At 69.4% G+C, this 18,403-nt stretch carries 17 protein-coding genes; 3 read left to right on the top strand and 14 right to left on the bottom strand.

What is annotated here, in order from left to right:
* Nucleotide 1 precedes the first annotated feature (1 nt).
* From nuoE to LCE31_RS05640, 5 genes are read right to left on the bottom strand one after another with little or no spacing between them, the layout of a single operon-like run.
* Nucleotides 2–877, bottom strand: a complete 876-nt coding sequence (gene nuoE, locus LCE31_RS05660) for an NADH-quinone oxidoreductase subunit NuoE (RefSeq protein WP_225012879.1) — start codon at nt 875–877, stop codon at nt 2–4.
* A 32-nt stretch (nt 878–909) separates the two neighbouring features.
* A complete protein-coding gene (locus LCE31_RS05655) occupies nt 910–2,250 on the bottom strand; it encodes an NADH-quinone oxidoreductase subunit D (RefSeq protein WP_225012861.1) in 1,341 nt (446 codons plus the stop codon).
* Nucleotides 2,250–3,077 carry an NADH-quinone oxidoreductase subunit C gene (locus LCE31_RS05650; RefSeq protein ID WP_225012860.1) on the bottom strand — a complete coding sequence of 276 codons (828 nt, stop codon included), beginning with the start codon at nt 3,075–3,077 and terminating at the stop codon, nt 2,250–2,252. The genes LCE31_RS05655 and LCE31_RS05650 overlap by 1 nt, the downstream gene beginning before the upstream one ends.
* Nucleotides 3,074–3,628 carry a NuoB/complex I 20 kDa subunit family protein gene (locus LCE31_RS05645; RefSeq protein WP_225012859.1) on the bottom strand — a complete coding sequence of 185 codons (555 nt, stop codon included), beginning with the start codon at nt 3,626–3,628 and terminating at the stop codon, nt 3,074–3,076. The genes LCE31_RS05650 and LCE31_RS05645 overlap by 4 nt, the downstream gene beginning before the upstream one ends.
* Nucleotides 3,629–3,653: 25 nt before the next feature.
* Nucleotides 3,654–4,013: an NADH-quinone oxidoreductase subunit A gene (locus LCE31_RS05640; protein WP_225012858.1), complete on the bottom strand. Its 360-nt coding sequence runs from the start codon at nt 4,011–4,013 to the stop codon at nt 3,654–3,656.
* Between the two features lie 1,088 nt (nt 4,014–5,101).
* Between LCE31_RS05640 and LCE31_RS05635 the strand changes: the two genes are divergently transcribed.
* Nucleotides 5,102–5,935 (top strand): C40 family peptidase, encoded by an 834-nt coding sequence (locus LCE31_RS05635; protein WP_225012857.1) that lies wholly within the window; start codon nt 5,102–5,104, stop codon nt 5,933–5,935.
* Nucleotides 5,936–6,219: 284 nt separating this feature from the next.
* Here LCE31_RS05635 and LCE31_RS05630 read toward each other — a convergent pair whose 3' ends face one another.
* The 7 genes from LCE31_RS05630 to LCE31_RS05600 form a co-directional block, all read right to left on the bottom strand.
* The gene (locus LCE31_RS05630; RefSeq protein WP_225012856.1) at nt 6,220–7,257 is read right to left on the bottom strand and encodes a M23 family metallopeptidase; all 1,038 of its coding nucleotides are present in this window, start codon (nt 7,255–7,257) and stop codon (nt 6,220–6,222) included.
* The gene (locus LCE31_RS05625; RefSeq protein ID WP_225012855.1) at nt 7,227–8,291 is read right to left on the bottom strand and encodes an HTTM domain-containing protein; all 1,065 of its coding nucleotides are present in this window, start codon (nt 8,289–8,291) and stop codon (nt 7,227–7,229) included. The genes LCE31_RS05630 and LCE31_RS05625 overlap by 31 nt, the downstream gene beginning before the upstream one ends.
* A gap of 18 nt (nt 8,292–8,309) precedes the next feature.
* Nucleotides 8,310–9,014: a DUF5819 family protein gene (locus LCE31_RS05620; RefSeq protein WP_225012854.1), complete on the bottom strand. Its 705-nt coding sequence runs from the start codon at nt 9,012–9,014 to the stop codon at nt 8,310–8,312.
* A 27-nt stretch (nt 9,015–9,041) separates the two neighbouring features.
* Nucleotides 9,042–9,455: a hypothetical protein gene (locus LCE31_RS05615; RefSeq protein WP_225012853.1), complete on the bottom strand. Its 414-nt coding sequence runs from the start codon at nt 9,453–9,455 to the stop codon at nt 9,042–9,044.
* 392 nt (nt 9,456–9,847) lie between these two features.
* The gene (locus LCE31_RS05610) at nt 9,848–11,275 is read right to left on the bottom strand and encodes a phytoene desaturase family protein (RefSeq protein WP_225012852.1); all 1,428 of its coding nucleotides are present in this window, start codon (nt 11,273–11,275) and stop codon (nt 9,848–9,850) included.
* Nucleotides 11,272–12,486 (bottom strand): ParB/RepB/Spo0J family partition protein, encoded by a 1,215-nt coding sequence (locus LCE31_RS05605; RefSeq protein ID WP_225012851.1) that lies wholly within the window; start codon nt 12,484–12,486, stop codon nt 11,272–11,274. Before LCE31_RS05605 ends, LCE31_RS05610 begins: the two co-directional genes overlap by 4 nt.
* A 961-nt stretch (nt 12,487–13,447) precedes the next feature.
* Nucleotides 13,448–14,167, bottom strand: a complete 720-nt coding sequence (locus tag LCE31_RS05600; protein WP_225012850.1) for a class I SAM-dependent methyltransferase — start codon at nt 14,165–14,167, stop codon at nt 13,448–13,450.
* A gap of 67 nt (nt 14,168–14,234) precedes the next feature.
* On the opposite strand from LCE31_RS05600, the gene LCE31_RS05595 reads away from it, so the two are divergent.
* A complete protein-coding gene (locus LCE31_RS05595; RefSeq protein ID WP_225012849.1) occupies nt 14,235–14,696 on the top strand; it encodes a pyridoxamine 5'-phosphate oxidase family protein in 462 nt (153 codons plus the stop codon).
* A gap of 235 nt (nt 14,697–14,931) precedes the next feature.
* Here the strand turns inward: LCE31_RS05595 and LCE31_RS05590 are convergent, their stop codons facing one another.
* Nucleotides 14,932–15,783 (bottom strand): SAM-dependent methyltransferase, encoded by an 852-nt coding sequence (locus LCE31_RS05590; RefSeq protein ID WP_225012848.1) that lies wholly within the window; start codon nt 15,781–15,783, stop codon nt 14,932–14,934.
* Nucleotides 15,784–16,133: 350 nt separating this feature from the next.
* Nucleotides 16,134–17,414, bottom strand: a complete 1,281-nt coding sequence (locus LCE31_RS05585) for a geranylgeranyl reductase family protein (protein WP_225012847.1) — start codon at nt 17,412–17,414, stop codon at nt 16,134–16,136.
* Between the two features lie 361 nt (nt 17,415–17,775).
* Here LCE31_RS05585 and LCE31_RS05580 point away from each other — a divergent pair, with 361 nt between their 5' ends.
* Nucleotides 17,776–18,267: a GNAT family N-acetyltransferase gene (locus LCE31_RS05580; protein WP_308042221.1), complete on the top strand. Its 492-nt coding sequence runs from the start codon at nt 17,776–17,778 to the stop codon at nt 18,265–18,267.
* Nucleotides 18,268–18,403: the final 136 nt, after the last annotated feature.

The raw sequence follows: 18,403 nt of genomic DNA, 5'->3' as shown, positions 1-18,403 counted from the left end.
ATCACTCCCCCTCCTTGTCGGTGGAATCGTCACGCGTCCCGGAGGGACCCGATGAGGGGTGGTGGCCGGGCGACGGGGGGGCAACCGGGCCTGCCGGATGCTCAGGGTCGGAGGCCGCGGTCTCCTGCGGCGCGTCGTGGGAGCTGAGGTGCTGGGAGCCGGGCTGCGGCGCCTCCTCGGGGTGGGCGCCGTCCCGCGGCCGTACGACCCGGCCCGGCGCCTCGCCCTTCGCGATCCTGAGGCCCGTCAGCGAGGCGTGGCCCGCGCCGCCGCTCGCCTCGACGGCGCCCTCGCGGGTGTCGGGGAACCCGGCGAGGATTCTCGACGTCTCCTGGTACGTGCACAGCGGGGCGCCCCGCGTCGGCGCGACGGGGCGGCCCGCGCGCAGGTCGTCCACGAGGCGCTTGGCGGACTCGGGGGTCTGGTTGTCGAAGAACTCCCAGTTGACCATCACCACGGGCGCGAAGTCGCAGGCCGCGTTGCACTCGATGTGCTCCAGCGTGACCGCGCCGTCGGGGGTCGTCTCGTCGTTGCCGACGCCGAGGTGCGCCTTGAGCTCGTCGAAGATCGCGTCGCCGCCCATCACCGCGCAGAGCGTGTTGGTGCAGACGCCGACCTGGTAGTCGCCGGAGGGTTTGCGCCGGTACATGGTGTAGAAGGTCGCGACGGCCGTGACCTCGGCCGTGGTCAGATCCAGCATCTCCGCGCAGAAGGCCATGCCCGTACGGGTCACGTACCCCTCCTCCGCCTGCACCAGGTGCAGCAGCGGCAGCAGGGCGGAACGGGAGTCGGGGTAGCGCGCGATCACCTCCCGCGCGTCCGCCTCCAGCCGCTCGCGCACCTCGGCCGGATACTCAGGGGCCGGCGGCTGGGGCATGCCCAGCGGGACGGGGTTGGACGGTGTGGTCGTCACCGGTCGACGCCTCCCATCACGGGGTCGATGGACGCGACGGCGACGATGACGTCGGCGACCTGGCCGCCCTCGCACATCGCCGCCATGGCCTGGAGGTTGGTGAAGGACGGGTCGCGGAAGTGGACCCGGAAGGGGCGCGTGCCGCCGTCGGAGACGACGTGCGCGCCGAGTTCGCCCTTGGGCGACTCGACGGCCGCGTACGCCTGGCCGGGTGGGACGCGGAAGCCCTCGGTCACCAGCTTGAAGTGGTGGATGAGCGCCTCCATGGACGTGCCCATGATCTTCTTGATGTGGTCGAGCGAGTTACCGAGGCCGTCGGGCCCGAGCGCGAGCTGCGCGGGCCAGGCGATCTTCTTGTCGGCGACCATCACGGGCCCTGGCGCCAGCCGGTCGAGGCACTGCTCGACGATGCCGAGCGACTGCCGCATCTCTTCGAGGCGGATGAGGAAGCGCCCGTACGCGTCGCAGCTCTCGGTGGTCGGGACGGTGAAGTCGTACGTCTCGTAGCCGCAGTACGGGTCGGACTTGCGCAGGTCGTGCGGGAGGCCGGTGGAGCGCAGGATCGGGCCCGTGGCGCCGAGGGCCATGCAGCCGGTGAGGTCGAGGTAGCCGACGTCCCGCATCCGGCCCTTGAAGATCGGGTTGCCGGTGGCGAGCTTGTCGTACTCCGGGAGGTTCTTGCGGAGCTTCTTGACCATCTCGCGCAGATGGTCGACCGAGCCGGGCGGCAGGTCCTGGGCGAGGCCGCCGGGCCTGATGTACGCGTGGTTCATGCGGAGGCCGGTGATCAGCTCGTACGCGTCGAGGATCAGTTCGCGGTCGCGGAACCCGTAGATCATTATCGTCGTCGCGCCGAGCTCCATGCCGCCGGTGGCGAGCGCCACCAGGTGCGAGGAGAGCCGGTTGAGCTCCATCAGAAGGACGCGGACGACCGTGGCGCGCTCCGGGATGTCGTCCGTGATCCCGAGGAGCTTCTCCACGCCGAGGCAGTACGCCGTCTCGTTGAAGAACGACGTCAGGTAGTCCATGCGCGTGACGAACGTGGTGCCCTGCGTCCATGTGCGGTATTCGAGGTTCTTCTCGATACCGGTGTGCAGGTAGCCGATGCCGCAGCGGGCCTCGGTGACGGTCTCGCCGTCGATCTCCAGGATCAGCCGCAGCACGCCGTGCGTGGAGGGGTGCTGGGGACCCATGTTGACGACGATGCGCTCGTCGTCGGCGCGCGCGGCGGACTCCACGACCTCGTCCCAGTCGCCGCCTGTGACCGTGTAGACGGTGCCTTCCGTGGTCTCGCGCGTGCCCGCGCTCGCGGTCGCGTGCGTGTCTGAGGTGGACATCAGGTGTACGACCTCCGCTGGTCCGGAGCCGGGATCTGGGCGCCCTTGTACTCGACGGCGATACCGCCGAGGGGATAGTCCTTGCGCTGCGGGAAGCCCTGCCAGTCGTCCGGCATCATGATCCGGGTCAGGGCCGGGTGGCCGTCGAAGACCAGGCCGAAGAAGTCGTACGTCTCGCGCTCGTGCCAGTCGTTGGTCGGATAGACCTCGACCAGGGACGGGACGTGCGGGTCCGCGTCGGGCGCGGAGACCTCGACGCGGATCACCCGGCCGTGCGTGATCGACCGCAGGTGGTAGACCGCGTGCAGCTCGCGGCCCTTGTCGCCCGGGTAGTGGACGCCCGAGACGCCCGTGCACAGCTCGAAGCGGAGCGCGGGGTCGTCGCGCAGGGTGCGGGCGACGCGGAGCAGGTGCTCGCGCGCGATGTGGAAGGTGACCTCGCCGCGGTCCACGACGGTCTTCTCGATCGCGTTCTCCGGGAGGAGGTCCTGCTCCTCCAGCGCGCCTTCGAGTTCGTCGGCGATCTCGTCGAAGACGCCCTCCTCGCCGGGCGCCGTGCGCGGTCCGCCGTACGGGCGGGACGCGGGGCCCGGCAGGGCGACGGTACGGACGAGGCCGCCGTAGCCGGAGGTGTCGCCGCCGTTCTGCGCGCCGAACATGCCCCTGCGGACGCCGATGACGTCGCTCGCGACGTCGCGGGCGGCGGGGACGCCGTTCCCGTTGTGGCCGTTCGCGCCGTTGCCGTTGTGGCCGTTCGCGGAGTTCCCGTTGGCGCCGTTGCCGCTGCCGTTTGCGCCGTTGCCGTTGGGCGGCTGCCCGCCACTCATCGGAGGAGTCCCTTCATCTCGATCGTGGGCAGCGCGTTGAGCGCCGCCTCCTCCGCCTCGCGGGCCGCCTCGCGCGCGTCGACCCCGAGCTTCGAGGTCTGGATCTTGTGGTGGAGCTTGAGGATCGCGTCCATCAGCATCTCGGGGCGCGGCGGGCAGCCCGGCAGGTAGATGTCGACCGGCACCACGTGGTCGACGCCCTGCACGATCGCGTAGTTGTTGAACATGCCGCCCGACGAGGCGCACACGCCCATGGAGATGACCCACTTGGGGTTCGGCATCTGGTCGTAGACCTGCCGCAGGACGGGCGCCATCTTCTGGCTCACCCGGCCCGCGACGATCATCAGATCGGCCTGGCGCGGCGATCCGCGGAAGACCTCCATGCCGAACCGCGCCAGGTCGTAGCGGCCCGCGCCCGTCGTCATCATCTCGATGGCGCAGCACGCGAGGCCGAAGGTGGCGGGGAAGACGGAGGACTTCCGTACCCAGCCCGCGGCCTGCTCGACGGTCGACAGGAGGAATCCGCTCGGCAGTTTCTCTTCGAGTCCCATTGGTGGCCCCAGCCCCTCTAGCCCTCTAGTCCCATTCCAGACCGCCGCGGCGCCAGACGTAGGCGTACGCGACGAAGACGGTGAGCACGAAGAGGAGCATCTCCACGAGCCCGAAAATCCCCAGCGAGTCGAAGGTGACGGCCCAGGGATAGAGGAAGACGATCTCGATGTCGAAGACGATGAAGAGCATCGCCGTCAGGTAGTACTTGATCGGGAAGCGACCGCCGCCCGCGGGCGTGGGAGTGGGTTCGATGCCGCACTCGTACGCTTCAAGTTTCGCCCGGTTGTACCGTTTTGGGCCCACGAGCGTGGCCATGACCACGGAGAAGATCGCAAACCCAGCCCCCAGGGCGCCGAGCACGAGGACGGGCGCGTAGCTATTCACGCTCCCCAGCTCCTTCCAGTCGTCCTTGACCGATGGACCGCACCGGGCCTGAGCGCGCCGCCACTTTCCGGGACATTCCGGGGAATCCCCGAAGATCGCTCCCATGTGAGGCAGTTCACAAGCCCGACTGACGCGCATCTTATGCCCGTCGGGCTGTGATCTGCGACACGGGGTACTGGACGGTCTTTGTGATCTCCACCACCCGACGATGGATCATGACATCGAGCAGCCGACGATCTTCATACGTGGTGTACTCACATGATCACCAGTCGTAGCGCGTACGGCTGTTACCCCTGGTCAGAACGGCTTCTCCTTTATCACCAGGCTCAATGTCCAAGCAAATTGGCCCTGGAACACCTAGAGGTGATAAAGGGATTCGCCCCACTCCGGGCACTTCGGCCGGCCACCCGAGACGACTATCGGGCGGGCGCTCCGGGGCGGCCTCCGGACGAGAGGCCGGCCGCGGGGCCGGCGGCCGGGGCCAACCGGCCGGAACCGCGCGGCCCTCCGCGCCGTCTTATGCCTACGTGCACCCTGTGCCTACGCGCGCCCGCTCGTCCCCTGAGCCGCGCGCACGGCCCGCCCCAACGGGCGCCGCGTCCGGCACATGTGTCCGCGCTCACGAAGTCCGCGCGTTCACCGGCCGACACCGCCGGGTACACCGCCGGTACGGGGACGAGGCTTACCGCTGGTACGCGCAAGCGGGGCCGGAGCCGGTCCCGCCCGTGCGCCCCTCGGGGTCGCCATGGACACGCCCTTTGGGTACGCCTGTCCTACTCCTTCACCCCCGGTGCGGCCAGCAGAGCGACAGGCGATCCACAGAACGTGACACTCCTGTGACCTGTGCCACGGGCCAAACGAGGCCCGAACAAGCTGGCTTGGCCATGTAGCCAAGGGGTGGTAAGTCAGGGGCAATTCGGACCTTTATCTAAAACACAGAGATCACACGCGTGATCCGCGGCGCCCGATTCGTCCGTTACGGCGTCAATAAAGCCGCTCACGAACCGGATTCACAGGTTCCATACGTAACTGTGGCGCAATCCACCTTGCTTGACGGCAACCGTCCAGCCCCGATACCGGTTATCCCCATGCCCCACACCGCTCCCATACGAACCCACCGGAAGCCCCGCCGGAACGCGCCGAAGACGGTGCTCCGCGCAGGAGTTGCCGGCGGCGTCCTCAGCACCATCGCGGTTGCCGGTGCTGCCGGAACGGCGACTGCCGAGCCGGTGACCGAGACGATCGAGATGCCGACGCTCTCCGCGGACCTCTCCACCACGGTCGCGCAGTCCGCACAGGCCACCCAGCAGATCGCCCTGACGATGCAGACGCGTGCGCAGCTGCAGACCCAGGAGAACGCCGCGGTCAAGGACGCGGCCACCGCGGCCAAGAAGTCCAAGGCAGAGGCCGAAGCCAGGGCCAAGGCCGAGGCGAAGAAGAAGGCGGAGCAGGCCGCCCGCGCCAAGGCCGCAGAGGCCGCCCGCGCGTCCCGCTCCACCGTACGCACCGAGCTCGCCTCGGACTCGTCCCCGAGCACCTCGTCGAGCTCCGCGTCGTCCACCGCGACCGGTTCCGCCGCCGCGATCGTCTCGTACGTCGAGGCACGCATCGGCGACGCGTACGTGATGGGCTCCACGGGCCCCAACGCCTTCGACTGCTCGGGCCTCGTCCAGGCCGCGTACCGCACGGTCGGCGTCGACCTGCCGCGCGTCTCGCAGGACCAGTCGACCGCGGGCACGCAGGTCTCCCTGAGCAACGTCCAGCCCGGCGACATCCTTTACTGGGGAAGCGCGGGCAGCGCGTACCACGTGGCAATCTACGTGGGCGACGGCAAGTTCGTCGGCGCGCAGAACCCGAGCAGCGGCGTGGTCGAGCACGACCTCAGCTACGACCAGCCCACGGGCGCGGTCCGCGTCCTCTGACGTCGCTCGACAGTCCCTGTCCCCTTTGCTTTGCGCTGAAGTCGACTGTTCCTGTCCCCTTTTGCGCTGAAGAAGCCCTGTACTGAAGAAGCACGGAGCACGCGCTCCGGTCCGGCCACGAAGGTCCGCGTTCCCTCCCGGGGACGCGGGCCTTCGCCGTTCCCCGTTCCTCCCCGGGACGCGGGCCTTCGGCGTTCCCCGTTCCTCCCCCGGGACGCGGAGGACGGGCGGTGCCGAGCGCGGTCACGCCCATCGCCGACGGCCGTGGAGCTCGGCGCGGCCCGTCAGTCCTGCCGTGGAGCGCGGCCCTCGGTCGCGGCGGGCCGGTCTTCGTCGGCGCCGGGCTCTTCGTCGGAGCCCTGGACCTCCTCGGGGCCCTGGACTTCCTCGGGGCCGGGGAGAGCGGGTTCCCGGGAGACGACGGCGGCACCGCGCCGCAGCGAACCGGGTATCCGCTCGAAGACCAGGGTGAGTGGCTGCCCGTCGCGTACGGCGTGGATATGGAGATGGGGCTCGGTGGAATTGCCCGAGGAACCGACCAGGGCCAGTCGCCGGCCCGCCGCCACGCGGTCACCGGGGTGCACCTCGATCGATCCGGGGGTGAGATGGGCGAGGAGTACACGCTCGCGCCCGGTGTCGAGGACGATGTGGTTCCCGGCCGGTCCTGTGCCGGGACGCGGCGCGTCCGGGTGGCCGTCCTCCGCCGCGACCACGGTCGCGTCGGCGGGCGCGAGGACCGGGACGCGGTAGATGGCGTAGTCGCGCAGCCGCGCGGGAAGGAACGGCCGCGCGGAGCGCCCCCCGGCCGTGGTGCCGACGATGTCGAGGGCGCCGCGCTGCAAGGGGGCGGCCCAGTGGTGGTTGAGCAGCCTGCCGTTTCCTTCCACGATCTGCCACCGGCCGGGCGGCAGGGGCCATCGCAGAGAACTGGAGCGGCCGGCGAGGCGGTCACGCCGGTCCAGGAGTGCGACAGCCGCCAGGGCCAGGACCACAAGAGGCAGAGCCAGGTCGGTCCAGGTGGCGTCGTGGGCGAGATGAGGGGCGCGGAACGCGGCGTTGACGACGACGGCGAGGGCGGCGGCGACCATGGCCCAGCGCTCCCATCGCGGCACGGTGGACGCCACGGGCACGCCGAAGCCCCAGTAGGCGACGCCCCCGAGGGCCAGAAAGGCAAGGGCGTTCAACGAGGCGTTCAGCGAGGCCCCGGTGAGCGCCGCCGCGACCGGCTGAGCCAGCACGACCGGCCAGAGCCCGACCCCCAGCAGTGCGCGAAGCGCGGCGCCGCGCCGGATCACCTGGCTGAGAGCGTCGTCGTCTGACATCCCGGTGTGTTCCCCCCGTTGGATTCGGTGACGGACATTGTGGCAGGTTGGACCTGCGGCGCCGAGACCGCGCCGGGCATCTCGGACGTACGGCGCACGCGCCTGTACGCGCCCGAGGCGGACCGGGCGAGAGTCCGGTAGTCCTTGTCCGTCAGCAAGGTGCAGTCGGCGCCGATCATGATGAGACCGAAGGCGACGAGCCCCATGCAGACCATGATGCCGAAGTGCATGCCCTCCAGAGCGACCGTGACCGTCTTGCGCAGCCGGGCCCGGTGCGTGAACAGCACGAACGGCACAGCGATCTCGAAGAGGATCGTGAACATCGAAACCGCCCAGGACACAAGGGCGTTCGACATGACGGCCGAGTACGCGGAGAACATCTGGAATTCGTGGATGCGGCTGACGTAGTACATGGCGACGCCGTCGTTCCAGAGGCTGGCCGTGAGCTTCAGATAGCCGGCGACGAAATACAGCACGGCGACCTGGAAGACGATCAGTGCTGCCCCGACGTTGTGGAGAAGCGTCGCCGCCCGCTGCCGCGGCGACGTGGGCGGGGCGAGAAGGCGTTCCCGGCGCCGGCGGGCGAAGGGGGCGAAATACGCGTTGGAGACACAGAACAGCAGGAAGATCACGGCGATCCGGGCGAAGTTGTCTCCGCCTTCCAGGATGTCCTGGTTGCGGTCGTACAGGGACCACAGCAGGACCGCATGGGCGGCGGTCAGGGCCCGTCCGCCGAAGATGGTGAAGGCCGTCGCCGTCACCATGCCGAATATGTAGACGGCGGTCAGCCAGGAGGTGGAGTTGTCCCACAGGTAGATGGAGAACAGTCCTCCATGCAGTTGTGCGCTTGCGTCGTGGGGGGTGATGTAGCCGTGCGGTCCCCAGAGAAAGTCACGGTCCCAGAAGTCCGAGACATAGAAGATCAGAGCCGCGATACCGAGGATGATCCGCAGGAGCGAAAGACCGATCAGGCGACTTCTGCGGACGGACAGTGCGACAAGTACGCGATCGAACAGGCTGACAGCGGTCTTCATGTAACGGCTCCGAATCGGCTAGGGCTGGGCGACGCCCTGCGCGTAAGGCATCCACTGCGTGTCGAGGAGATTCTTGGCTTTCACGGGGAAGTGGCCGCTTCCGCGAGCCGAAAAGGGCGTGATGGGGGTCTGCGAGAACTCTGCGCGCACGCTGACGATGTCGCGCCCCGGAAAGCGTGCGGCTGCCTGCTGGGAGATGAGACGCCTGAGCTTGTCGAAGTCGGCGGCGAAACGGCGGTTGAGGTAGGCGTGCAACTGCGGGCGGGCCGAAGCTGCCGCGGCACTGTCGATGGTCTGCAACTGTGACCGGTACGTGGCGAAGGTCTCCTGGAAAGCCAGGGTGATGCCGGGCTGCTTGGTCGGCAGAACCCGGTTGTTCTTCGGCAGGTCCTCGATGGGGCCCTGGATGTCGAACGGCCGCGTTGTCGCGTTTCCGCCCCCGGGTTTTCTGATACGGGCCGTGACGTAGATGTGGGCGTTGTCGGTGGACGGGGTCGGGGCGAACAGTTGCCAGTCCTGTTCGAACCAGGGACGGATCACGTGCGTGGCAGCCGGTTTGATACGGACTTTGACCGGAGAGTTGGGCATGTTGTACACCGCGCAGGCGGCCACGTAGACCGTGGCCGCCGCGAGGACCAGTACGCCGAGCAGGCGCACCAGTGGTGTAATGCCCGACATCCGGCTGTCCGACTGCCCGGGGGCAGCTGGTGCGGTGTCAGTCATTGTCTCCGCGATTCATTGGGGCAGCAGTCAGCCGATGGCCGCGTCGAACTGGATGTCCTGCTGGTTGTCGCCGGCTATGCCCGCGTAGATCTGGGCGTTTCCACTGCTGGAGCTGGAAGAGCTGCTGGATGCCTCCGCGGCCACCGCGGCGGCGTCCTCGGCCGCGGGCGCCGCGAACTTCGCCGCGGCGACGGCACCGGCGACACCGCCCGCGACACCACCCGCGACCGAGTCGACGACGCCTGTGATCCAGGAGTCAGGTGTGATTTCCTGCGCGCCGGCCGCCAGGTCGGCGGAGTAGGAAGGCGCGGCAGCGGCCTTCGGTGTCGAGGTGGGAGTCGCAGCGCTGGCTGCCTGGGCCGGGACCATGCCGGCAACGGCGACGAGAAGGAGACCGGCGCCGATTCTATGAGCGAGCGGTGCTCGCAGGTTGATTGCCATGGCTTCATCCTTGCACCCGAAATAATGTCGGAACAATATTCTCCGCAACCTTTTGCGGCGCTTTCAGAATGCACGGAAAGCCTTTACCGGATCGCCCGGCACCAGGGCCGGAACTTTTCCTTCCGTGTACCGTCGGGGAGTATCCGATGGAAAACAAGGACCGCACACCATCATCATTCTTGACTCTCGGGACAAGACCCTCCTTGGGTACCGTTCGGCACCTCCCCCCGGAACCGGAACCGTGCGGGCAGGCGAAGACTCACCGGGCGTCCAGGCAGCACCGCGGTAGCGCACGGGACAACACCGCGGTGCCGCACAGAACAACAAAAAACCTTGCGTCAGCAGTGCGATCACACTGCTGACGCAAGGTGTTCTGCTCTCTGTCTGGGTACTCAATCGGCGGGAACGAGTCCCAGATACTTCAGCGCGTGATTCGCCGCGTGGAAGCCGCACATGCCGTGGACACCGGGCCCCGGCGGTGTCGAGGACGAGCAGAGATATACGCCGGGCACCCCTGTCGCATACGGATTCCATGCGACACGGGGACGCAGCAACAACTGGCTCGGACTGTTGGCGCCGCCGTTTATGTCTCCGCCGATGTAGTTGGCATTGTGCAGATGTAGCTGCCGCGTGGTACGGACGACCGTTGCCACAACACGCTTTCGGAATCCAGGGGCGAAGCGTTCGATCTGGTCGGCCACGATTTCAGCACCCGCTGCACGACTGGCGTGCGGAACATGCGCGTAGGCCCATACGGGATGCACGTCACCGTCCGAACGGGTCGGATCAGCGAGGTACTGCTGGCCCACCAGGACGAAGGGTGCACGCGGCACGACTCCGCGCCGGACGTCCCGTTCAGCACGGGCAATCTCTTCGAAGGTCCCGCCGACATGTACCGTTCCCGACCGCCTGCAGGCGCGGTTGGTCCAAGGGACTCCGTCGCGCACCGCGAAATCCACTTTGAGCACGCCAGGGCCGTAACGGTAACGCCGGTAGGCGGCAGCGACGGATGCCGGCAGACGACGGCCGACGATCTGGGCCGCCGCGGCGGGACTTGTGTCGAGAAGAACAACGTCAGGGCGGCCGAGTTGGTCGTAGGAGTCCACCCGGACCCCCGTCTCGATGACACCTCCCTGGCCGCGGAGGAGTTCGCCGAGAGCATGGCTGATGGACCGGGAACCGCCTTGGGCGACCGGCCACCCGTGGGCGTGAGCGGCCGACCCGAGGAAGAGACCGACGGCGCTGCTCAGCGGGGTCCGCAGCGAGTAGGCGGCATGGGCGGCAATCCCGGCGAAGAGCGCCCGGACGTGCGGGAGTTTCCAACGGGCAGCGGTCCAGGACGCGGACGGCAGGGCCCGCAGACCGAAGCGGGCCAGCAGCATCGGCCGGGTGGGGCGGTGGAGCGGCGGGGCGAGGACCTCATCGGCCAAGGCGCCGAAGGAACCCGCGAAAGGACCGAACAACCGCCTCCAGGCCGGTCCGTCCTCCCCCATGCCGGCGGTCGTCTCCACCAGACTGCGCCGGACCACCCCGGCTTCGCCGTCGTCCAGTGGATGCGCGATGTCGATGGACGGCTGGAGCCAGCGCAGCCCGTGCTCCTCCAGGGCGAGCGAACGGAAGAAGGGCGAGGCGACCGCCAGCGGATGAACGGCGGAGCAATCGTCGTGCAGGAGGCCCTCGACCGTGCGGGTGCTGGAACGTGTTCCGCCCCCGATGACGTCGGCCGCCTCCAGCAGAGTGACCCGGACCCCGTGCTGGGCTAGCCGCACGGCAGCGGCGAGCCCGTTGGGCCCGCTGCCGACCACCACCGCGACACTCACGCGACACCGCGGCTGATTCCGCGGGAATCGCCTTCTCCGGAGAGCCGCCCGGTCCCCTGCGCGTACTGCACGTGCTGGACTTCAGGCACTTGAGGCACTTGAGGCACTTCAGGCACTTGCTGTACGTGCTGCACTTCAGCCACGTGCTGAGCGTGCTGCGCCAAGAGGAAGCGCTCTCTTTCATCCGGAAGGTACCCGACCTCCGTCATCAGCCGACGCACATGGGAGACCTCCCGCCCCTGCCAGTGCTGTGCCCGCATCAGACGCAGTTCGTCCGCGGCGACGACAACGGCGTGCGCGACCTGTCGGCGCAACCGGCTCCCGGCGCCGCCGACCACACGCGCGTACTCGCTCGGATCGTCGATGTCCGGTCCGATCCCAGCCCGTCTCAGCCATCGGTGCGCCAGGGTCAGCGCCTCCTCGCTGGGGGACAGTTGCAGTACTCCGTCGGCCAAGCGCTGGAGGGCCAGACTGGCGGTCGGGACCCTGGTGGCGAGCCGGGAGCAGCACCAGTCCCTGTCCCGCAGCTCGGGGCGTCCGTCCCGCGTGGTGTCCCGGACCCGCACGTTGTCGAGCACCCGTCGAGACTCGGGCTGGGAGCACGCGGGATACCTGGGAGCCTCTCCCACGGAAGACGGCGCCCGCCGCGCTCTTGAACCGGACGCCAGCGCGAGCGCGTCGGTGATCTCCAGTTCCCCCGCCGCGACCCTCGTACGCACCTCGGCCGGCAGATCCAGCAGAGCGAGGCGCTTGCTCACATGGCTCTGGGCGCGGCCGACACGCTTCGCGATCTGTCGCTGCGACCGCCCGGCGCAGGCCAGTTTGCGAAAGAGCACGGCCTCCTCGACCGGGTTCAGATCGCGTCGCTGCAAGTTCTCCACCGCCATGACCTCGATGTCGAGTCCGTCGGCCGACAGTTCGGGCCGGATCTCGACCGGTACCTCGTCGATCTGGGCCTCCATGGCGGCAGCGGCACGACGATGGCCCGCAATGATCACATATTGCGTATCGCCAATCACGGAGGCGTGTTCAGGGTGTGCGGCGATATGCGCCTGCCGAGTCGTCACCAATACAGGCTGGACGACACCGACAGATCTCATCGACTGCACCATCTCACTCAGGTCGCCGAGTTCCGGACGCGGATTGTCGGGGTGGGTCGCCATTTGAGAAACTCTGGCATAAGATCTTTCGCCACTCTCGGGATGCTCCATTCCCGTGCACGTGGACACGAATTCCCCCTAGCGATTACCTGAACTGTTTTCTTTTTTGCGCGCCTTTTCCGCGAAGCTTTCGCGGCCGAACAGTGGGTGACCGGAGGTACAGGCCGTCGCGGTTTTGCCCGCAGAGAGGCAGGACGGAAATAGAACCTGATTCACCGCGGTTGCACAAGGAACTTTCCCCTATTTCCCCAGCAGTCTCAGCGGTCCCGGCAGTCTCAGCGGGAATGGAATTCAAAAATCCCGACCCCATGTGCCCGATGCCACACATTCCCGCCGGCCGCAAAGGAGGGACGCTCCCTGCAACCACAGTCAAATAATTCCCCCGAACACTGTCTGTCGACAAGCCCCCGCAGTCCGTGGCTATTGAAAGCATGTGACCGTGTAGACGTCAAGAGAGTTACGTGAAGTGTCAGCCACGGCACCTCCCCACGATCGGGCGCCCCCACCCCCATAACCCTTCGAACTGCACGAACTTAAACCCCGAAAGGCACCCAGTCCATATGAGAGCCAGCACTTCATGAAAATATGGCACATTTCGGCACGAAGTGACCGCACTTCACTCACTCTTTAAGATATTGCTCCCCTTTTAAGGTTTCGCATCGCCCGCCCGGGCCGCCGTTTCGGTCCGAAGTGCCGAAACAAATCGCGAATTCGATTTCTTTCGGTTCCGATACGGCGAACCCATGCGAAGCTGTTCCGTCCCGCGGGCGAGGAGGGCACCTCGGGCTCGAACAGCCTCCGCCGACGGGAATCCGCCTGCCCGCACAGAGCGATACAGAGGCCGTGTCTTTCAGCAGCCTGCGCCACTCGACGGATACGTGCACCGCAGGACGGTGTTTTCCCCTACGAGCAGTTGGACGAGACGGGCTGCCGTACCGCCCCGCGCCCCTCCCGTATCAGCGGGTTGTGACGGCCCGGGACCGGGACGGCACGGCAGCGCCGTAAGGGTCCCTCACGGCTTGTCCCACACCAGTGAGTACCGCCACAGCAGATGACGGCGGTACCGGCGCCCCGGCAGCAGGCGCTTGGACTCCGCCCTGACCTCGCGCCAGGACATCGTCGGCCGGGCCACCGGCATGGCGGGGTCGCCGCCCTCGCCGCCGTTGCGACGCCGGTACACCGGGTTGGCGCAGACGGCGGCCATGCCGAGCGCCCGGTCGAAACGGGTGCTGTCGGGGGGGATCCCGACGATCACCAGGCGCCCACTGGGCGCGAGCGCCTCGGTCATCGCGCCGATCGCCGCCGTGAAGTCCACGTGGTGCACGACCGTGACCGCGCAGACGAATCCGTAACCGGTCCCGATGTCCTCCCGGCTGCCGATCTCCTCCCCGCTCCCTGTCCCCGCGCCGGTCTCCGCCCGGCTCTTGACGAAGTCGGCGGCCAGGAACCGGGTGTTCGACACCTCGCCGACTCGCTCCCTGGCCAGCCGCACCATCTCGGGCGACCGGTCCACCCCGACGACCGAGCCGACGCGACGCGCCAGTTTCCGTACGAGCAGGCCGTCACCGCACCCGATGTCCAGCGCACTCGCGCACCCGGCGGGGACCGCGCCGAGCACCCTCGGGTGGTGCTCTGCGTTGTGATTCCAGTAGTCGAAGAGTTCGTCGCGAGTAATCGCTCCCGCTCCCGCACTCGCTCCCGCACTCGCGTTCGCACTTGAGGGTGAATCCACGCCTGCCTCCGTCACTTTCGGCTCGCGGCCGGGTCTTACGATCAGGAGTCGATCCCAGGAGGCCCGCATGACGCAACTCCCGGCCCGCACGCCGGCACAGCGCAAGAAGGACACACTGCACCGCCTCGAACACGACGTGGACGCCTGGGTGGCCACGGCCGACCTGACGACCGGGGCGCCCTACCTGGTGCCGCTCTCCTTCCTGTGGAACGGCTCGTCGCTGCTGCTGTCCACCACCGCGTCCACCCCCACTGCCCGCAACCTCTCCCTGAGCGGCTCCGTGCGGCTCAGCCTCGGCGAGACGCGGGACGTGATCCTGATCGACGGCACGGCCCAGGCCCTGCGTCCGGCCGAGCTGTCCCAGGAAGAGGGGGACGCATTCGCAGCGAAGACGGGATTCGATCCACGCGAGGAATCGGCCGCCTACCTCTACTTCCGGGTGAGCCCGCGAAGGCTCCAGGCATGGCGGGAGGTCGACGAGATGGCGGGCCGCGACCTGATCGTGGACGGCCGCTGGACGGTGGACTGACGCGGGCGGGCGCGGGCGGGCACGCTTCCGCGCGGCGGCGAGCCGCCGCCCGGCCCGTGGAGGGGCGCCCCCCCGGGCGCCTGGGGCTGGGGTGGGCGCCGGCGGCCGGCCACGCGGCGCAGGGCCCGGAGCGGTGCCCCGGTGGCGGCGGCCCGCGGGGGGACACGGTCTCGATGACGGCGCCCTCCCCCGCCGCAGTACGGGGAGGCCGCGCGGGGCAGGGCCCCCTACGCGCTCACGGCCTCTTGAAGCCCACGGCCGCGTACAGGTGTGTGTGGTCCTTCGACGTGTCCGTGCCGTCCGGGTGCCAGTCGTGCGCCTCGACCAGGCCGGGCTCCACGAGATCCAGGCCGGACAGGAAGGACTCGATGGTGGCGCGGGGGCGGACGTTCGCCTCGATGCCCTCCTCGGCGTAGACGCGCTCCGTCTCGCGCCATGCCTCCGGTGCGAAGTCGTCCGTGACATGACTGAAGATCACGCAGCTGCCGGGCACGAGCGCGGACAGGTACTGGGACACGATGTCGCGCACCTGGTCGTCGTCGGGGACGAACTGGAGGACCGAGCAGAGCATCAGCGCGACCGGGCGATCGAGGGCCAGCGTCCTGCGGGCGATCGCGAGGACCCCGGCCGGCTCGCGGAGGTCCGCGTCGGCGTAGTCCGTGGCGCCCTCGGGGGAGCTGTGCAGCAACGCCTCGGCGTGGCGCAGCACGATGGGGTCGTTGTCGACGTAGACGACGCGGGACGAGGGGCGGACCGCCTGGGCGATCTCGTGCGTGTTGGGCTGCTTCGGGACGCCCACGCCGATGTCGAGGAACTGGTCCATGCCCAGGTCACGCGTCGCGTACAGCACCGCCCTGTCGTGGAAGAGCCGTGCGCCCGTGCCGATGCGCTGGATCGTGCCCTTGCCACGGAACGCCTCGGCGAGGCGGGTGCCCGCGTCCTTGTCGACGCCGTAGTGGTCCTTGCCGCCCACGTACAGGTCGTACAGGCGCGCCGAGCTGGCACGGGACGTGTCGACCCGGCGCGCGGGGTCCTCGTACGGGGGCCCCGCGGGACCGGAGCCCTCGGTTTCCGGCGTGTCTGTCATCGTGCTCCTGCTCCCGTTCGCTCGGAGGCCATGCGTCGTGGAGGAGTCTGTTCGCCTCGGCGGCGGTGCGTCTTGGCGGCGGTGCGTCACGGAGGCCGTGCGCATCCGAGACCGTTCAGCCCGGCGGCCGTGCGTTGCGGGGGCCGTCGTCCCGGGGGGGGGGGGCCCGGGCCCCCGGCCCGGCGGCCGCGTGCCCCCCGGGGCCGCGGAGGGAGGCGCGGTGTGTAAGGGGGGCGCCGGGGGGCCCCCCCGGGGGGGCGGGGGGGGCGGCGCGCGCGGCGGGGGGGGGGGGGGGGGGGGCGCGGGGCCCGCGGGGCCCCCCCCCCCGGGGCCCCGCGCCCCGGCCGCCGTCATGCCCTCGGGGCCACCTTCGTCAGGCCGTTGATGATCCGGTCCATCGCGTCGCCACCCGTCGGGTCGGTCAGATTCGCCAGGAGCTTCAGGGTGAACTTCATCAGGACAGGGTGCGTCAGGCCGCGCTGTGCCGCCAGCTTCATGATCGTCGGGTTGCCGATCAGCTTCACGAACGCGCGGCCCAGCGTGTAGTAGCCGCCGTAGGTGTCCTTCAGCACCTGCGGGTAACGCTGGAGTGCCCGCTCGCGCAGCCCCGGCGTGGCGCGGGCGTATGCCTGGACGATCACGTCCGCCGCCAGCTGGCCGGACTCCATGGCGTATGCGATGCCCTCGCCGTTGAACGGGTTGATCATGCCGCCCGCGTCGCCCACCAGCAGCAGTCCGCGCGTGTAGTGCGGCTGCCGGTTGAACGCCATCGGCAGCGCGGCGCCGCGGATCGGCGTCGTCATGTTCTCCGGCGTGTAGCCCCAGTCCTCGGGCATGGACGCGCACCAGGCCTTCAGTACCTCGCGCCAGTTCAGCTCCTGGAAGGCCGCCGACGAGTCGAGGATGCCGAGGCCCACGTTCGACGTGCCGTCGCCCATGCCGAAGACCCAGCCGTAGCCGGGCAGCAGCCGGTCCTCGCTGCCGCGCCGGTCCCACAGTTCGAGCCACGACTCCAGGTAGTCGTCGTCGTGGCGCGGCGACGTGAAGTACGTGCGCACGGCGACGCCCATCGGCCGGTCCTCGCGCCGGTGCAGCCCCATGCCGACCGACAGCCGCGTCGAGTTGCCGTCGGCGGCGACCACCAGCGGCGCGTGGAACGTGACGGGCGTCTTCTCCTCGCCGAGCTTCGCGCGGACCCCGGTGATGCGGCCCGCGCGGTCCGTGATCGGCTCGCCGACGTTGCACCGCTCGTACAGCCGCGCGCCGGCCTTCTGCGCCTGCCGGGCCAGCTGCTCGTCGAAGTCGTCGCGCTTGCGGACGAGTCCGTAGTCCGGGTACGCGGCGAGGTCCGGCCAGTCGAGCTCGAGGCGCATGCCGCCCGCGATGATCCGCAGGCCCTTGTTGCGCAGCCAGCCCGCCTCTTCCGAGATGTCGATGCCCATGGACACGAGCTGTTTGGTGGCACGGGGGGTGAGGCCGTCGCCGCACACCTTCTCGCGGGGGAACGCCGTCTTCTCCAGGAGCAGGACGTCCAGGCCCGCCTTGGCCAGGTAGTACGCCGTGGTCGAGCCGGCGGGGCCCGCCCCGACGACAATGACGTCGGCGGTGTTCTCGGAGAGGGGCTCGGTCACGGCGGGGGCTCCCGGCAGGGTCGGCACGGATACCGGCTCGATACGGCGGACCAATGTGTCGCGGCGAAGTATCGAAGGGCAACGGACATGGGCAGTCTATGGGGGCGCACCGACAAGGCCGCTCGAAGGGCAGCTTCCATGAACGATTCGCCTCAGCTCGTACCCGCTCGCACCCCGGCCCCCGACTCGGGCGCCCCCCCGGGCCCCCCCCCCGCCGCCCCCCCGGGGCCTACGGCTGGGTCAACCCGCTGGCCGTGGGGCACGGCCCGCTGGCCGGGGGCGGCTACGACAGGACCCAGGCCGCACCGTCGGCGACGGCCGGGGCGCCGCGCCGCGCCCCGGCCCTCCGCTGGAGCTCCGGGTGCCCACCGACGAGGACGCCTACGCCTGGCACCGGGTCTTCGCCGACCCGGAGGTCATGGAGTTCCACGGCGGCCCGGCCGAGTTCTCCGTCTACGAGGAACTCACCGCACGCCAGCGGCGCCACGCCGCCGAACGGGGCTTCTGCCTGTGGACGATCGTGGACGAACACGGCGAGGTGGCCGGCTTCACGGGTGCGCAGCCCTGGCCGCACGAGGCGTTCGGCCCGTTCGGCGAGATCGAGGTCGGCTGGCGCCTCGGGCGCGCGTACTGGGGCCGGGGCTACGCGACGGCCGCCGCCCGCCTGACGCTCGAACGGGTCCGCGCGGCGGGTGTCGAACGCGTGGTGGCGATGGTCAACGCGCGCAACGAGCGGTCCATCGCCGTCACCCGGCGGCTCGGCATGAGCCTCGCCAGGTCGTTCACGTACGTCCCCGAGGGCGGCGGTCCGGGCAGCGAACGGGTGGGGCACCAGTACGAGCTGACGCTGTAGCCGGGCCGTTCCCGCACGAGGCGGGGAAACGGCGGGGAAACGGCGGGGGGGGGGACGCCCCCCGGACGGCGGCGCCGCGGGCTGCCGCTACCTGCGTACGCCCCGGGGCAGGGGGCCGATCCCGCCGGGGCGGTTG

The organism is Streptomyces sp. 8L (genome assembly GCF_020176795.1).
Classification (GTDB): Bacteria; Actinomycetota; Actinomycetes; order Streptomycetales; family Streptomycetaceae; genus Streptomyces.
Note: the sequence above shows the minus strand (reverse complement) of the source record. Positions and strands in the feature narration are given on the sequence as shown.